This is a genomic window from Streptococcus constellatus, assembly GCF_902167705.1.
Taxonomy (GTDB): Bacteria; Bacillota; Bacilli; order Lactobacillales; family Streptococcaceae; genus Streptococcus; species Streptococcus constellatus_A.
This window is the reverse complement of record NZ_CABHMZ010000028.1, coordinates 46934-64312: the sequence shown is the minus strand read 5'-3', so window position 1 is coordinate 64312 and position 17379 is coordinate 46934. Positions and strand designations below refer to the sequence as shown.

The following is a 17379-nucleotide window of genomic DNA, read 5'->3' as shown; positions in this document are numbered from 1 at the left end:
TTTGTCTAAAGTAAGATTGTACGAAATCGCGAAAGAACTGGGAAAAGAAAGCAAGGAAGTTGTGGCGCGTGCAAAAGAACTTGGTATTGAGGTGAAAAGTCATGCCAGTAGCGTTGAAAATGAAGTGGCCGCACGTATCACAGCCAGTTTTTCTCAAGCAGCAACTCCTAAAAAAGAAACGAATCAAAAACCAGCTCAACCTTTGGTTAAAGAGCAGCAGCCAGCTCCAGCAGCCAAAGAAGTAACAATGGATGAAAAAGTGGTGCCTAAGCCAATAGCGCCGACGCAAAAGTCGGAAGTAGAAAGAAAGGTTGCACCAGCAAAGCCAAAAAGTCGTAATTTTAAGGCTGAGCGAGAAGCGAAAGCAAAAGAACAGGCAGAACGACGAAAGAAACAGCGAGAAAATCGGCCACAAAAACAACAAAGTGGTGAGAAGCGAAATCGAGAAGAGCGCAATCCGCGTAATGATCGAAACAACCAAAACCGAAATGACCGTGGAAATCGCGGAGAGCAACGTGACAATCGCAATCATCGCAACCAAGATAATCGTCGTCAAGGTCAAAACCGTTCAAATGTTACAAATCAAAATCGCCCTCAAATGAATCAAGGACCACGCATTGATTTTAAAGCACGTGCAGCAGCTCTGAAAGCTGAACAAAATGCCGAATATGCTCGTGGAAGTGAGGAGCGTTTCAAACAGGCTCAAGCTGCAAAAGCAGCTCAACGTGAACAGAATAAACGGAAAGAACCTGTAGAAGAATTATTCAAAGCAGCGGCTCCTATTGTGGAAGCTACGAAGCCAGCTCCACAGCCTCAAGTTGCTCCTGAAGCGAGTTCGACTCCCGTAGTTGATACTCGTCGGAAAAAACAAGCTCGACCAGACAAGAAACGCGATGACTTTGATCGCGAAGAAGATGGTCCAAGAAAACAACAAAAGAATCGAAGCAGTCAAAATCAAGTGAGAAATCAAAAGAATAGTAATTGGAATCATAACAAGAAAAATAAAAAAGGCAAGAACAATCGGAATACAAATCAAAGTCCAAAACCGGTTACAGAACGCAAGTTCCATGAATTGCCAAAAGAATTTGAATATACAGAAGGCATGACCGTTGCAGAAATTGCAAAACGGATTAAGCGCGAGCCAGCTGAAATTGTCAAGAAACTCTTTATGATGGGAGTGATGGCAACGCAAAATCAATCGTTGGACGGCGATACCATTGAACTTTTGATGGTGGATTATGGCATTGAAGCACATGCTAAAGTTGAAGTGGACAATGCAGATATTGAACGTTTCTTTGTTGACGAAGACTATCTAAATCAAGATGCTTTGGTAGAACGTCCGCCGGTTGTGACCATTATGGGACACGTTGACCATGGTAAAACAACACTATTGGATACGCTACGTAACTCTCGTGTTGCCACAGGTGAAGCAGGTGGTATTACACAACATATCGGAGCTTATCAGATTGAAGAAAATGGCAAGAAGATTACCTTCCTTGATACGCCGGGACATGCGGCTTTTACAAGCATGCGGGCGCGTGGGGCTTCTGTCACAGATATCACGATTCTTGTCGTGGCAGCAGATGACGGGGTAATGCCTCAAACGATCGAAGCCATTAACCACTCAAAAGCAGCAAATGTACCCATTATTGTAGCGATTAACAAGATTGATAAACCAGGTGCTAATCCTGAACGGGTTATCGGTGAATTAGCTGAATATGGCGTTATGTCAACTGCTTGGGGCGGCGATTCTGAATTTGTTGAAATCTCAGCGAAATTCAATCAAAATATTGAGGAATTGCTCGAAACCGTTCTCCTTGTAGCTGAAATTCAAGAGTTAAAAGCTGATCCGAATGTCCGTGCAATTGGTACAGTTATCGAAGCGCGTTTGGATAAAGGAAAAGGTGCGGTTGCAACTCTACTTGTTCAACAAGGTACCTTGAATGTACAAGATCCAATCGTTGTCGGAAATACCTTTGGACGTGTACGTGCGATGACAAATGACCGTGGCCGCCGAGTGAAAGTTGCTGGACCATCTACACCAGTATCTATCACAGGTCTGAATGAAACACCGATGGCTGGTGATCATTTTGCAGTTTATGAAGATGAAAAAGCAGCACGTGCAGCTGGTGAAGAACGTGCAAAACGTGCTCTCATGAAGCAACGTCAAGCAACTCACCGTGTTAGTCTTGAAAATCTCTTTGATACCCTTAAAGCCGGCGAAGTCAAATCTGTGAATGTCATCATCAAAGCAGATGTACAAGGGTCAGCAGAAGCATTAACAGCTTCTCTTCAAAAGATTGAAGTAGAAGGCGTTAAAGTAACGATTGTTCACTCAGCGGTTGGTGCTATTAACGAGTCTGACGTGACTCTTGCCGAAGCTTCAAATGCCTTTATCATCGGTTTCAACGTTCGTCCTACCCCACAAGCTCGTCAACAAGCTGAAGCTGACGATGTCGAAATCCGTCTTCACAGTATCATTTACAAGGTGATTGAAGAAGTAGAAGATGCTATGAAAGGGATGTTGGATCCAGAATACGAAGAAAAAATTATCGGTGAAGCTGTTATCCGTGAAACCTTTAAGGTTTCTAAAGTCGGTACCATTGGTGGCTTTATGGTGGTGAGCGGTAAAGTAACTCGTGATTCTAAGGTTCGTGTGATTCGTGATGGCGTTGTTATCTTTGATGGTGCTCTTGCCAGTCTTAAACATTATAAGGATGATGTGAAGGAAGTTGGAAATGGGCAAGAAGGTGGTCTCATGGTTGAGAATTACAATGACATCAAAGTGGATGATATGATTGAAGCCTATATCATGGAAGAAATCACAAAATAATCAGTGAATGAGAGTAAGCTAGGTGCGTGCATATAAATATGAGGATAGCCTTATCTGCTTACTTTAATAAAACATAAGTGAAAGGAGACATCATGGCAAACCATTTTCGTGTGGATCGTGTAGGCATGGAAATCAAACGCGAAGTCAATGAAATTCTGCAAAAAAAAGTTCGTGATCCGCGTGTTCAAGGAATTACCATTACAGATGTGCAAATGTTGGGCGACTTGTCAATGGCAAAAGTGTACTACACGCTGATGAGCAACCTTGCTTCGGAGCAAGAAAAAGCTCAAATTGGTTTAGAAAAAGCCAAAGGAACCATCAGACGTGAATTGGGTCACAACTTGAAGATGTATAAAATTCCTGATTTGACCTTCATCAAAGATGAATCGATTGAATATGGGAATAAAATTGACCAAATGCTCCGCGATTTAGATCAAAAATAAAACATGATTTTAACTAGATCAATATATTTAAAAAGAAAGGAAATTCTATTTTTCTTTCTTTTTTTGATAAAAATACTAAAAAAGGCTTGTTACTTTTACACTTATCCATTAAAATAGAAAAGGAGATAATCCGCTACATATTTTTCGGAGGGAAAAAGATGTCCATCAATTGGCAGCAAATTATATTTAGCTTTTTAGGCGGTTTAGGACTTTTCCTATATAGTATTCGGATGATGGGAGATGGTTTGCAGCAAGCTGCAGGTGATCGGCTTCGTTATTTCATTGACAAATATACAAGCAATCCATTTTTAGGTGTTCTAGTTGGGATTGGTCTAACAGCCTTGATTCAGTCCAGTTCAGGTGTGACAGTTATTACGGTTGGATTAGTGAGTGCGGGACTTTTGACGCTCAGACAAGCGATTGGTATCGTCATGGGAGCCAATATCGGAACAACCGTGACCTCCTTTATCATTGGTTTTAAGTTGGGAGATTATGCTTTACCCATTCTCTTTTTAGGAGCGGTTTGTCTCTTCTTTACCAAAAAGCGCTCCATCAATAACATTGGTCGCGTCTTGTTTGGGGTTGGTGGGATTTTCTTTGCTTTGAATTTGATGAGTGGCGCTATGGAGCCATTGAAAGATTTGGATGCTTTTCGAGAGTATATGATAAAGTTAAGTGGAAATCCAGTCCTTGGAGTATTTGTAGGAACAGGGATTACATTACTGATTCAAGCATCTTCGGCAACCATTGGTATTTTACAAAATCTGTATGCGAGCGGATTGATTGAACTAAAAGGAGCTTTGCCAGTTCTTTTTGGGGACAATATCGGGACAACGATTACAGCGATCATTGCGTCCTTAGGGGCCAATATTGCTGCCAAACGTGTGGCAGGCGCCCATGTCGCTTTCAACGTGGTCGGTACTATCTTATGTTTGATTGTTTTAGGACCGTTTACAAGTTTGATTCAATGGTTCCAAACAACTCTCCATTTAAGCCCAGAAATGACCATTGCCTTTGCCCACGGAACTTTTAATATTGCTAATACCATTATCCAATTTCCATTTATTGGCTTGTTGGCGACTTTAGTAACGAAGCTGATTCCAGGAGAAGATGAAGTCGTGAAATATGAACCGCTTTATTTGGATGCGATTTTGATTAAGCAAGCTCCGTCTTTAGCTTTAGGAAATGCTAAAAAAGAATTGCTTCATTTGGGAAATTATGCGATGCACTCCTTTGAGTTGGCTTATGATTATATTGCGAACAATACTGAAAAGTCAGCAGATAGAGGGCATAAAACGGAAGAGGCTATCAATAAGATTGATGAAGATCTGACGCGCTATCTGATTGATTTGTCTAGTGAGCCTCTTAGCCAAAAAGAAAGCGAAATACTGACAAATATTCTGGACTCTTCGCGCGATTTGGAAAGAATCGGAGATCACGGTGAAGCGCTCATCAATTTGACAGACTATATCCGTCGGAAAAAGGTAGAATTTTCTCCAGCAGCCTTGCAAGAGCTGGCATTGATTTACAATATGACCCTCAGTTTCATTAAAGAATCTCTGATTTCTGTAGAAAATAATGATATTGAATTGGCAAATAGTTTGGTGGCTAAACACGAAGCAATTGACAAAATGGAACGCAGATTGCGGAAAACGCATATTCGTCGCTTGAATAGAGGTGAATGCTCTACGCAAGCGGGAGTGAACTTCATTGATATTATTTCTCACTATACGAGAGTAGCAGACCATGCTATGAACTTGGCAGAGAAAGTTCAAGCGGAACAAATTTAAGATTGAGAAACAAACTGCTGATGTAGTTTGTTTTTTTGTAGTAAAATTCAACAAAATAGGTCTATACCATTTACAAAAAGAGAAGAAAGCGATATAATGAAAGGGACATAATGAATAGTGTGAGAGTAATTCAACATAACACTTGCAGTTGCCCAAAATGGTAACTTACATAAACTCTCATCGAATGAAGGAGGTTTTATTATGCCTAAATACATTCAAGCCGATCAATTTTTCTATCCCCATGGCATTCGTCAAGGTGGCTATCTGGAATTAGTAGATGGCAAATTTGGAAAATGGTTCAAAGAAATTCCAGCAGATGCGGATGTGATAGATTACACAGGGTATTCTATTGCGCCGGGCTTGGTAGATACACATATTCATGGCTTTGGTGGTGTGGATGTGATGGACAATAATATCGAAGGCACGCTTCACACCATGAGTGAAGGCTTGCTGTCAACAGGTGTCACTAGTTTTTTACCGACAACCTTGACCTCAACTTTTGAATTGTTGCTAGCTGTTACAGAAAATATTGGTGCTCATTATCAAGAAGCAACAGGTGCTAAGATTCGTGGGCTTTATTTTGAAGGTCCGTATTTCACAGAAAAATACAAAGGGGCTCAAAACCCTGCTTATATGAAAGATCCTCGAATGGATGAATTTTGCGCTTGGCAAAAAGCTTCAAATGGTTTGCTCAATAAAATCGCTCTGGCGCCAGAACGAGAAGGTGTGGAGGACTTTGTTCGGACCATTACCGATGAGGGTGTAACGGTTGCGCTGGGGCACTCAAATGCAACTTTTGAAGAAGCAAAAGCAGCTGTGGACGCGGGTGCTAGTGTCTGGGTTCATGCTTATAATGGAATGCGTGGACTGACCCACCGAGAACTTGGAATGGTTGGTGCTATGTACGAGCTGCCTCATACTTATGCGGAATTGATTTGCGATGGACACCATGTAGATCCGAAAGCCTGTGATATTTTGATGAAACAAAAAGGACATGAAAACGTAGCGCTCATTACAGATTGTATGACTGCAGGCGGCTTGGAAGACGGAGACTATATGCTGGGAGAATTTCCAGTAGTGGTCGCAAACGGAACTGCCCGTCTCAAATCGACAGGCAACCTCGCAGGCTCTATCTTGAAATTGAAAGACGGATTGAAGAATGTTGTCAAATGGGGCATTGCAAACCCACACGAAGCAGTTATGATGGCAACGCTTAATCCAGCCAAATCCGTTCATATTGATGATGTTTGTGGTCAAATCAAAGAAGGTCATGATGCGGACTTTATCGTTTTGGACAAGGACTTGGAGCTTATTGCGACTTATCTAGATGGTGAAAAACGATACGAAGCGTGAAAACACGGCATTGAAATGTTGATGATTTTCAGTTGGGTTGCATAAGATATATCAACTAGTTTTTTCAGCGAGACTGGGACCAAGTGTTCCAGTCTCGCTTGCTTTCTGAAATAAAACCCAATACACGGTAATTGAATGGTTTCTAATGCGCTGATGTTATTAGCTTTTGTTCCCCTCTTTTTTAAGTTCTCTTATGATTAACTCTTTATTTCCGAACAATAATTCAATAAATTAAATAACTTCATGTTTAAAACTTAATATTTTCTATTTTTTATATATGTTCATAAGGAAATATTACGTTTTCATTACAATTGTTGTTTTGTATGAATTTTCAGAAAAATTTACGGTATAATATCTTTTAAAAATAAAAATGAGGAGATTTATATGCAAAAACAACGTTTTTCATTGAGAAAGTATAAGTTTGGTTTGGCTTCGGTCGTTTTAGGAACGTTTTTAGTCATTGGAGCGGCACAAGCTCAAGCGGATGAACAAGCAGCCAATCCCGTTGGGACACAGGAAGCTAGAGTTGTTACAACAGCAGAGTCAAACAGTCAAGTAACTACTTCGGTTGCAAATACAGAATCTGCAGTAGAGAAAACAGATGCTTCGGTAGCTACTCCTGGTGAAACACCTCAACAAACAGAGGCTGCACAAGTTGACACGGTTTCATCTTCTGCTGAAACGCTTTCAAATACTGAAGTGCAGTCCACTTCACTTCACAAGACGTCAGTGCTGTAAGACAAAAAGATGAAGGAACTGCACAATCAGAAACCTCATCAACAGCACCTGGTTCTACTACGAATGCGGAGCCTACGACTTCAGTTACAAAAGCTGAGCCAACTAAGGCACCTGCTTCAGATGTAGCAACGCCTGCAAGTGTCAGCAGTAATGAAATCATCAAGGTTCCTCAAACATGGCATCAAGGTTATAAAGGTGAAGGCACTGTTGTAGCGGTTATTGACTCTGGTTTGGATGTCCACCATGAGGTGTTGCGGATTACTGACCCCTCAAAAGGAAAATATAAGAACGAAGCAGAGATGGAAGCTGTCAAGCAGGCAGCTGGCATTGACTATGGGAAATGGTACAATGACAAAGTAGTCTTTGCTTATGATTATATAGATGGCGATGATAACATCAAAGAAAAAGAAACGTCATCGCACGGGATGCATGTAACAGGGATTGCTACAGGAAATCCAGATAAGAAAAGTGCTAATGGTGAATATGTGTATGGAGTTGCACCAGAAGCACAAGTTATGTTTATGCGGGTCTTTTCTGACCGCAGCGGAACTACTAGTTCAGCCATTTATGCAAAGGCTATTGATGATGCAGTTGCCCTTGGTGCGGATTCTATCAATATGAGTTTGGGTTCTTCTACTGGTTCCACTGTAAATGCAGACCCAAGCATTGTGGATGCGATTAAACGTGCTCGTGCAAAAGGAGTTTCAGACCTCATATCTGCAGGAAACAGCAACACATTTGGATATGGGTATGATAAACCACTAGCGGAAAACCCTGATTATGGATTGGTTGGGAATACTTCTACGGTAGAAGAGTCAATCTCTGTTGCTTCCGTCAATAACACAGTGGTTACAGAAGAGGTCTTTAATGTTCTTGGATTGGAAAACAATGCAGAATTAAATCATGGAAAATTCACATACGCAGCAGCTGAAACAGAAGAACAGTTTGAAAAAGGAAAAGAATATGAGTATGTAGATGCTGGACTTGGACGTGAAGAAGACTTTAATGGGGTGGATGTCAAAGGAAAACTGGCTCTTATTCAACGTGGCAGTATGACATTTGCAGAAAAAGCAAATAACGCAATAAAATACGGCGCAATTGGAATATTGGTTTATAATAATGTTGCAGGTGCAAATGTCGCAATGGCCTTAGATGGTGAAGGAAAGAAACATCCAGCAGTCTTTATTTCCAAAGAATATGGTGAAGCGCTGAAAGCTGGTCAGTACAAGATAGTTTTTAATGGAGATATGGCTAATCAGCCTAATCCAGAGGCGAAAGAAATGTCTGATTTTTCAAGCTGGGGTGTGACAACAGATGGGCAACTCAAACCAGATGTAACTGCTCCTGGTGGCTCTATCTTTTCATCTCTCAATGATAATACCTATGGCAATATGAGCGGAACCAGTATGGCAGCACCTCACGTAGCTGGCGTAGCCGCTCTTGTCAAACAGTACTTACTGCAGAAATATCCAAGTAAATCTCCAGCGGAAATTTCAGAATTAGTGAAAGCCTTAATCATGTCTACGGCGAAAGCTCATGTCAATGAAGAGACAGGCGCTTACACATCTCCACGTCAACAAGGAGCTGGTATTGTAGACACAGCAGCAGCCGTATCTACAGATTTGTATGTGACGGGTGAAAATAACTATCCTAGTGTATCACTTGGAAATGTTAAGGATGAATTCACATTTGATGTGACAGTTCACAATCTTTCAGATCAAGATCGGACATTGAAAATGATTGTCAATACAAATACGGACAATGTTAAAGATGGACGTTTTACACTAACTCCTAGAAAATTAACAGAAACCGTCTGGCCAGAAGTTACGGTCAAAGCGAACAGTAGTGAACGGGTAACGGTCAAAGTCAATACTTCAAAATTTGCCGAAGAGTTGAGCAAGCTTATGCCGAATGGCTACTTCTTAGAAGGTTTTGTTCGTTTTGTTGACCCAGCTGATGATGGTGATGTGGTTAGCCTGCCATTTATGGGCTTCCGTGGCGAATTTCAAAATCTACCAGCAGCTGAAAAACCGATTTATAATTTAGTTAGAGAAGGAAAATCTGGATTTTATTACGATGTTCCTGAAGATAAGAGCATTTCAGCTGGTGACAATGCGACTACTATTTTAACAACGGCTAATGAAACGCTTTATTCAACTGGGCAAACAACAGCTCGTAGTCCGATTGTCCTTGGTACGGTGGAAAATGAACAAGGTGTCAATGTCTTGCAGTTGGATGCCAATGGAAATGTTCGCCTTGCCTTTTCTCCAAACAATGACGGAAATAAGGACTTGATCCAATATCGCTCAGTATTTTATCGTAATTTCACGAATCTAACTGCTAGTGTTTATGCAAGTACGGATACAGATTATCGTTCACCAATTTGGAAGAGCAGCAAAGCTTTAGATGGTCGTAAAAATTACTTTGATAGTAAAGGACCGAAATCTTATGTGGTCGAAAATACCGTATGGGATGGGCGTGATAGTAGCGGAAATGCTGTGACAGATGGTCTATATAGTTACGTGATTCGCTATACACCAGATGTTCCTGGAGCAGATGAGCAGCTTGTGGCTTTCCAACTTCAAATTGATACACAAAAGCCAGTTATCACATCAGGCTATATTACAAGCAAAGAAGGAGTTGAAACATTTGTTGCGCGTAAGGTGAAAGATGAAGGAAACGGTGGCGTTTTGAAAGAGAGTCTTTTCTATTTTCAACCAGATGAAAACAGCAGAGTTCTCTATCAAGCCAGAGATGCTTTGGGAAATGTACGTGTTTATGAACGTCGTGTTTACATTGCTGCAAATCAAGACGGTAGCTACACTTTGCCAAAAGGTGTAGAGAAGACGAATATTTTCTATCTAGTCGAAGATTTTGCTGGAAATAAAGATGTTATCTCTCTAGCAAAATTAGTAGGAGATGAAAATAGTGGTCGGATTCGTGTGGCTATGGTGGACGCTGAAAGCCACACAGATTTAGATACTAACTTTGTATATCGTATTAAAGATGCAAATGGCAAATATGTTAATCTTGATAAAGGAAACGACATCAATTTCTTGACATTTGGTCATTATGTTGCTGAATTGTTCACTTATGATAAAGGCGGTCTAAAACTGTACAGTCCTCAAATACAAGAATTTGATTTGACAGCTGAGGATAGCTTTAAAACAATTGAATTTTTAGCAAAAGAAATCGTCTATGCTCCACTAAGTGTAGCTTTTGACCAAGCGGTTCCTAAAAATACATCAGTTGTCTTAAAAAATGCAGACGGAGATTTATTGGTATTACCAGTGCAAAAATATGGTCAAAATGCTTTTGGCAAGACCGTTGCAGTAGGTCGTTATACAATTCTTGTAAAACTTCCGACAGGCTATGAATTGTGGGATGAAAATCCAACGGTTGAAGTTTTTGAAGGTCAAAACAATCTCCTTAAGTTAGCGGTTATTATCAAAACGCAGCTACTAGCGGCTGTCAATAAACAAGCTAGTCTTGTCGCATCTGCTCAGTATTATAATGCAGCTGCAGAAAAACGCACGGCTTATGATCAGGCTTATGCAGTAGCTCAAGCTGCTGTGACTGGCAAATTGACTCAAGCTGAAGTGGATAAAGTTCTAGCAGCCTTAAATACAGCTTCTAATGACTTGGACGGTAGAGATTCTGATGTTGCTTCTGTGAAGCAAGCCATTGCTGCCTATGGTGCTATGACAAAAACAGGACGTTATGCCAATGCCACAGAAAAATATCGTCGCAATTATGACCAAGCTTTCCAAGCAGTTGCGCTGTTGTTGGCACAAGATTATGTAACTCAAGAGCAGATCGATACAGTTTTAGCCCAATTAAAAGCAGCAGAGCAACGACTGAATGGCAAAGACACGAACTTTACTAGTTTGCAAAAACTAGTGGATAGAGAAGTGGAATTCCAAGCAAGTAACTATCGATTCATTTATGCTTCTGAGGATGTCAAAGAACTTTACTTAACAGCTTTTGAAGAAGCGCAAGCTGTATTGGCAAATCCTGGAGCAAGCCAAGAAGAAGTAAAAGTAGCTACTGCAAATTTAAGAGAAGCAAAACGAAAACTAAATGGGAAAAGACCCAAAAAGGTTCAAACATTGACTGTTTTGAAAAAAACAAAAGTGCAAGCTGCTTCTAATGAATTAGTTTCTTAATCGAAAAAGGAGCGAGGAGTACTCTTCCGAGATTGCAAAGTGAACAGTAGCCTTGAGGCTTACTTTACAAACTCTATCTACGCTTTCAAGAGTGCTTTGATACGCTACTTATTTATTACAAGAGCAGTTCGAGAGGTTGGGACAAAAGTTCTCAACCTCTTGTTTTTATAGTTTGGCTTGCAAGACGCAGTGCTTGGTTGGATATCCTTATCCCTTGCTATATCGGTGATAGCGGCTATCCTAACCGACTGTGCGGAGGTGGGAGTAAAACAGTCCAGTGGACTGTTTTAGGTCAGCAACTAGAAACTAGGACTTGCTGAAAAATCACATTCTTCGAATGATTGATTTCTGTCCCCCACTCTCTTTTTTATCTGCGAGAAATTTCATCAGTATTTCTATTTTACAAATTTTTCATTTCCTGCTATAATAGTCATTGTGAAAGAGGTCTTGTCAGGATACTTTCTAGCGAGTCTGGGGTGGTGGAAGCCAGATAAGTGAAAGATGAGGACGGAACTTTCGGTCAATTTTAGTCGGTAAATGTTTCATTAAGACTATATTAACAATGAAGTAATAAACTAGGGTGGAACCGCGTTTTGACGCCCCTATGCAAATCTGTATAGGTATGTGTCAAGTGCAGTTCTGCTTTTTGTTTATCAGCTAAACTGACAAACTCAGGCCGCAAGAATATTATCATAAAAAGAATGGAGTACATTATGTCGAAGAAGTTAACCTTCCAAGAAATTATTTTAACGTTGCAACAGTTCTGGAATGATCAGGGCTGTATGCTCATGCAGGCTTACGACAATGAAAAAGGCGCTGGTACCATGAGTCCTTATACTTTTTTGCGCGCTATTGGTCCTGAGCCGTGGAATGCGGCTTATGTAGAGCCTTCACGTCGTCCAGCAGATGGACGTTACGGTGAAAATCCTAATCGCCTTTACCAACACCACCAGTTTCAAGTGGTGATGAAACCAAGCCCAAGCAATATTCAAGAGCTGTATTTGCAGTCTTTGGAATTGCTGGGGATTAACCCACTGGAACATGATATTCGCTTTGTAGAGGATAATTGGGAAAATCCTTCAACAGGTTCTGCAGGTCTAGGTTGGGAAGTATGGCTTGACGGTATGGAAATTACGCAGTTTACTTATTTCCAACAAGTCGGTGGTTTGCCTACCAACCCAGTAACGTCTGAAGTAACCTATGGTTTGGAACGTCTGGCATCTTATATTCAAGAAGTGGATTCTGCTTATGATATTGAATGGGCTGATGGCGTAAAATACGGGGAAATCTTCCGCCAACCAGAATTTGAGCATTCAAAATACAGTTTTGAGGTGAGTGATCAAGCCTTGCTTTTAGCTAATTTTGATCATTTTGAAGCAGAAGCAAAGCGCTGTTTAGAGTACAATCTTGTTCATCCTGCCTATGATTATGTATTGAAATGTTCTCATACTTTTAATTTATTGGATGCTCGTGGAGCGGTTTCGGTGACGGAGCGGGCAGGTTATATTGCTCGAATTCGCAATTTAGCGCGTATTGTTGCTAAAACTTTTGTGGCAGAGCGCAGACGGTTGGGCTATCCATTATTAGATGAAGCAACACGTGAGAAATTATTGGCTGAGGAGGAATAAAAATGACAAAGAATTTATTGGTTGAGTTAGGGTTAGAAGAAATGCCGGCCTATGTCGTGACACCAAGTATGAAACAATTGCGCGATAAAATGGCAGCCTTTTTAACAGACAATCGTTTGACTTTTGATAAGATTGAAATGTTTTCAACTCCTCGTCGCTTGGCTGTGCGCGTGTCCAATCTAAGTGAAAAGCAAACAGACTTAACGGAAGATTTTAAAGGACCAAGCAAGAAGATTGCTTTGGATGCAGATGGCAATTTCACCAAAGCCGCGCAAGGTTTTGTTCGTGGGAAAGGCTTGACCGTTGAAGATATCACATTTCGTGAAGTCAAAGGCGAAGAATATGTCTATGTGACCAAGCAAGAAATCGGAAAACCTGTTGAGGAATTGATTGATGGAGTTGCTGATGTGCTGACTTCATTAAGCTTTCCAGTCAATATGCACTGGGGCACCAATACATTTGAATATATTCGTCCCGTTCACACCCTAACCGTGTTGTTGGACGATGAATCATTTTTGATGAATTTGTTCGATATTGAAAGCGGACGGACAAGTCGGGGACATCGTTTTCTCGGTCATGAAGTGAAGATTCAGTCAGCCGATTCTTATGAAGAGGACCTGCGCAAAGTTTTTGTCATTACCAGCCCCATGGAACGCGAAAATATGATTTTGGATCAAATCAAAGAAATCGAGAAAATGCACAATGTTCGTGTGGAAATTGATGAAGATTTACTGGACGAAGTGCTGAATTTGATTGAATATCCGACTGCCTTTATTGGTGGACGTTTTGACGAGCGTTATCTGGAGGTACCTGAGGAAGTCCTCGTGACTTCCATGAAAGTCAACCAACGCTATTTTGTCGTTCGCAATGAAAATGGCAAATTGCTTCCATATTTCGTATCGGTAAGAAATGGAAATGCGGAACATCTTGAAAATGTGGTCAAAGGAAATCAGAAAGTGTTGGTAGCTCGTTTGGAAGATGCAGAATTTTTCTGGCGCGAAGACCAACGATTGGTTATTTCTGACTTGGTGGACAAGCTGAAAAATGTGACCTTCCATGAAAAAATCGGTTCTCTAGCAGAGCACATGGAGCGAACAGCAAAGATTGCAGCTCTTTTAGCAGAAAAAGCTCAGTTATCTAAGCAAGAGGTGAAAGATGTAGCGCGTGCCGCAGCCATTTACAAATTTGATTTATTGACCGGCATGGTGGATGAATTTGATGAGCTGCAAGGGATCATGGGTGAAAAATACGCCCTGCTTGCAGGAGAAAACACAGCAGTAGCTAGAGCCATTCGGGAGCATTATTTGCCAATTGCTAGTGACGGTGAATTGCCAGACACGAAAGTTGGTGCTATTTTAGCCATTGCAGACAAGATGGACACGATTCTTTCTTTCTTCTCTGTCGGACTCATTCCAAGTGGTTCAAATGACCCTTATGCTCTTCGTAGGGCAACGCAAGGTGTTGTGCGCATTTTGGATAAATTTGGCTGGCATATTGCCTTAGATGAATTGGTAGAAGAGCTCTATGCGCTGCAATTTGACAGTCTCACATACAGCAACAAAGAACAAGTACTTGATTTCTTCCGTGCACGTATTGAGAAAATGATGGACAGCGATGTTCCGAAAGATATCGTAGCAGCTGTGTTGAACGGTTCAACGTTTGTTGTACGCGATTTGGTCGAAGTAGCTGCACTCCTAGCAGAAAAAGCCCAAGAAGATTCTTTCAAATCGTCAGTCGAAAGTTTGGCGCGTGTCTTTAATTTGGCAGAAAAAGCAGAAGCAGTTAGTGTCGTGGACGAGAGCCTCTTTGAAAATGCAGAAGAAAAAGCCCTTCATGCGGCAATCGAAGACTTAACGTTGTCTGATGACCTAGCAGACAATATTGAGCAACTCTTTGCTTTAAGCCCTGTGATTGACGCTTTCTTTGATAATACTATGGTCATGGCAGAAGATGAAGCTATCCGAGCAAATCGTTTAGCACTCTTAGCTGCCTTAACAACAAAAGCTAAAAAAGTGGCACAATTTAACCAAATCAATACAAAATGATAAGAGGTGAATTTTATGGATCCAAAGAAAATTGAACGTATCAATGAACTTGCCAAAAAGAAAAAAACAGTTGGTTTGACGCCAGAGGAAAAAATAGAACAAGCGAAACTACGTGAAGAATACATTGAAGGATATCGTCGTAATGTTCGTCACCATATTGAAGGGATTAAGATTGTGGATGAAGAAGGTAATGACATCACGCCAGAAAAGCTCCGTCAAGTCCAACGAGAAAAAGGTCTGCATGGCAGAAGTTTGGATGACCCAAATTCGTAATGAAAACAACAAAACATCGCTGAAAATTTTTCTCAGCGATGTTTTCATCTATTTTGTAATATCTTCAAAGTGGTCAAATGTTTTACTATCAATAACCGCCATTAACAATTCATTTTTTTTGAACATGTATTCAGGTGATGTATCAATATTGAGAACGCCGTCGGGAGTTTTTCGAAAGCCGATGATGTTGAGATTGTAATTTTGACGGAGTTTTAATTGTGCTAAATTTTTACCAATCCAAGATTGAGGTGGATAAAATTCAATAATAGATACATTTTTATCTAACTCGATGACATCAGTCGTAGCTTGATGCAAAATGTTTTTAGCAAGTGAAATCCCGGTCTCACGTTCAGGAGAGATGCAGCGGTCAGCTCCAACTTTCAGCAAGACTTCTCTGGTTGTCTTGCTTTTCACCTTAGCAATCACTTTTTCAACACCTAACGATTTGCAGTGCATGACAGCGAGAACACTCGATTCTAGATTGTCCCCAGTAGCGACCACTACCGTATCGCAGGTATCAATTCCTGCAGCTTGCAGCAAATCGCGGTCTGTAATATCGCCGACCACGCCTCGTGCTAAAATTGGTTCAAAATGGTTGATGACATCTTCATGATCGTCAACAGCGATAATATCGCAGTTATATTTACGGAGCGTGTTAATGATACTGCGACTGAAAACTCCTAGTCCCAGTATGCCAATTGTTCGTTTATCCATGAAATTCCTTCCTATCCGACAATAATATTTGCATTGGCAAATTTAATTGTGTCTTTTTTCTTCGGTTTTCGATTGGAGAGACTGACGATTAAAGTCAGCGGTCCGATACGTCCGATAAACATCAAAAACATGATTACCGTTAAAGCAGCATGATTTAAAGTAGGTGTTAGATTGGCAGTGACGCCCACCGTTCCAAGGGCAGACATGGCTTCAAACATTAAGTAAATAAACCGATGCCCATTATCTGCAGTCAGCGTTAAGAGTGTCAGTCCCAAGATAAAGGTTGTGGTAAAGACAATCAAAACACTAAAGGCCTTTTGAATGGTGGAGGGAGAAAATGTATGGTATCCAAAGTTAGTATGAGGCAAGCCAAGGATTTCTGTCCGAGCAAAAGCTAATACAACTAAAAAAGTGGTAATTTTCAGCCCGCCCGCTGTTCCTCCAGGAGCACCCCCTAGAAACATTTGAATGATATAAAGGAGCAATGTGACTGGGCGAGCCTGTGTATAATCAATCGTTGCAAAGCCTGCTGTCCTCATAGTGACAGTTTGAAAGAAGCTGACTAACAGTTTTTTTCCAAAAGGAAGTTGCCCAATAGTCGCTGCATTTTGGTATTCTGTTAGAAATGTCAAACAGGTTCCACTGATTAAGATAATGGCGGTCAAAGCCAGAACTAATTTTGTATGAAAACGTAGTTTTCGTTTTCGCCCATTTGTTTGAATATTTGTTTTTAAGTCAAACCAAACTGAAAAACCCAAACCACCCATGATAATCAAAGCAGCAATGGTCAAATTGACCAAGACATCTGTTTTATAAGCTAGCAAGCTAGTGCTGCCTAAATTGTCAAATCCAGCATTGCAAAAAGCAGAAATGGCAAGGAAAATGGAAGTTAGAACGCCCTTTCCCCACCCTAAAAGAGGAATAAAACGAAAGCTGAGAATCAAGGCTCCGAGTGCTTCTATACCGAAGGTGATTAGAAAAATAGAGCGAAGAAAATCACGAATAGAGTTTGTTTCATTTCGACTGAGACTTTCCTGCAAAGTGGTACGATTAGAAAAACTGAGTTTCTGATTAGAACGTACATAAATCAGTCCGATGAAGCTAATCAGCCCCAATCCGCCAATCTGAATGAGGAGCATACAGATCATTTGCCCCCAAATATTGTAAGTATCTGCAACAGACTGCGTAAAAAGTCCGGTCACACAGACCATTGAAACCGATGTAAATAGGTGATCAAAGTAGTTGGCTTTAGAAGTTGCTACCTGCACGAAAGGCAGATTTAAAAGAAGAGAGCCTACCATAATCACAAAGGCAAAGCTCAACAAAATACGCCTCGCAGGAGATAATCTTGATAAAAAATGTGACATTCGTATTTTCCTTCATAGAATAATGACTT

The 17379-nt window shown here is 40.8% G+C and carries 8 protein-coding genes and 3 pseudogenes; 9 read left to right on the top strand and 2 right to left on the bottom strand.

Annotated features, from left to right (window positions below):
• Position 1 precedes the first annotated feature (1 nt).
• The 9 genes and pseudogenes from FQ204_RS10790 to FQ204_RS08750 form a co-directional block, all read left to right on the top strand.
• Positions 2-398, top strand: a pseudogene (locus tag FQ204_RS10790) (translation initiation factor IF-2 N-terminal domain-containing protein); the annotation flags it as partial.
• Between the two features lie 71 nt (positions 399-469).
• Positions 470-2833 (top strand): annotated as a pseudogene (infB, locus tag FQ204_RS08785) (translation initiation factor IF-2); the annotation flags it as partial.
• A gap of 92 nt (positions 2834-2925) precedes the next feature.
• The gene (rbfA, locus tag FQ204_RS08780) at positions 2926-3276 is read left to right on the top strand and encodes a 30S ribosome-binding factor RbfA (RefSeq protein WP_144210740.1); all 351 of its coding nucleotides are present in this window, start codon (positions 2926-2928) and stop codon (positions 3274-3276) included.
• Positions 3277-3434: 158 nt separating this feature from the next.
• Positions 3435-5066, top strand: a complete 1632-nt coding sequence (locus FQ204_RS08775) for a Na/Pi cotransporter family protein (protein ID WP_144210738.1) — start codon at positions 3435-3437, stop codon at positions 5064-5066.
• Positions 5067-5267: 201 nt separating this feature from the next.
• Positions 5268-6419: an N-acetylglucosamine-6-phosphate deacetylase gene (gene nagA / locus FQ204_RS08770; protein WP_144210736.1), complete on the top strand. Its 1152-nt coding sequence runs from the start codon at positions 5268-5270 to the stop codon at positions 6417-6419.
• A gap of 384 nt (positions 6420-6803) precedes the next feature.
• Positions 6804-11323, top strand: a pseudogene (locus tag FQ204_RS08765) (S8 family serine peptidase).
• Positions 11324-12036: 713 nt separating this feature from the next.
• Entirely contained in the window at positions 12037-12951 is a 915-nt protein-coding gene (gene glyQ / locus FQ204_RS08760; protein WP_144210734.1) for a glycine--tRNA ligase subunit alpha, read from the top strand.
• A gap of 2 nt (positions 12952-12953) precedes the next feature.
• Positions 12954-14996 (top strand): glycine--tRNA ligase subunit beta, encoded by a 2043-nt coding sequence (gene glyS, locus FQ204_RS08755; RefSeq protein WP_144210732.1) that lies wholly within the window; start codon positions 12954-12956, stop codon positions 14994-14996.
• A 15-nt stretch (positions 14997-15011) separates the two neighbouring features.
• Positions 15012-15269 carry a DUF896 family protein gene (locus FQ204_RS08750; RefSeq protein WP_144210730.1) on the top strand — a complete coding sequence of 86 codons (258 nt, stop codon included), beginning with the start codon at positions 15012-15014 and terminating at the stop codon, positions 15267-15269.
• Between the two features lie 48 nt (positions 15270-15317).
• Here the strand turns inward: FQ204_RS08750 and FQ204_RS08745 are convergent, their stop codons facing one another.
• Complete coding sequence (locus FQ204_RS08745; RefSeq protein WP_144210728.1) at positions 15318-15983, bottom strand: potassium channel family protein; 666 nt, start codon at positions 15981-15983, stop codon at positions 15318-15320.
• An 11-nt stretch (positions 15984-15994) separates the two neighbouring features.
• The gene (locus tag FQ204_RS08740; protein WP_144210726.1) at positions 15995-17350 is read right to left on the bottom strand and encodes a TrkH family potassium uptake protein; all 1356 of its coding nucleotides are present in this window, start codon (positions 17348-17350) and stop codon (positions 15995-15997) included.
• Positions 17351-17379: the final 29 nt, after the last annotated feature.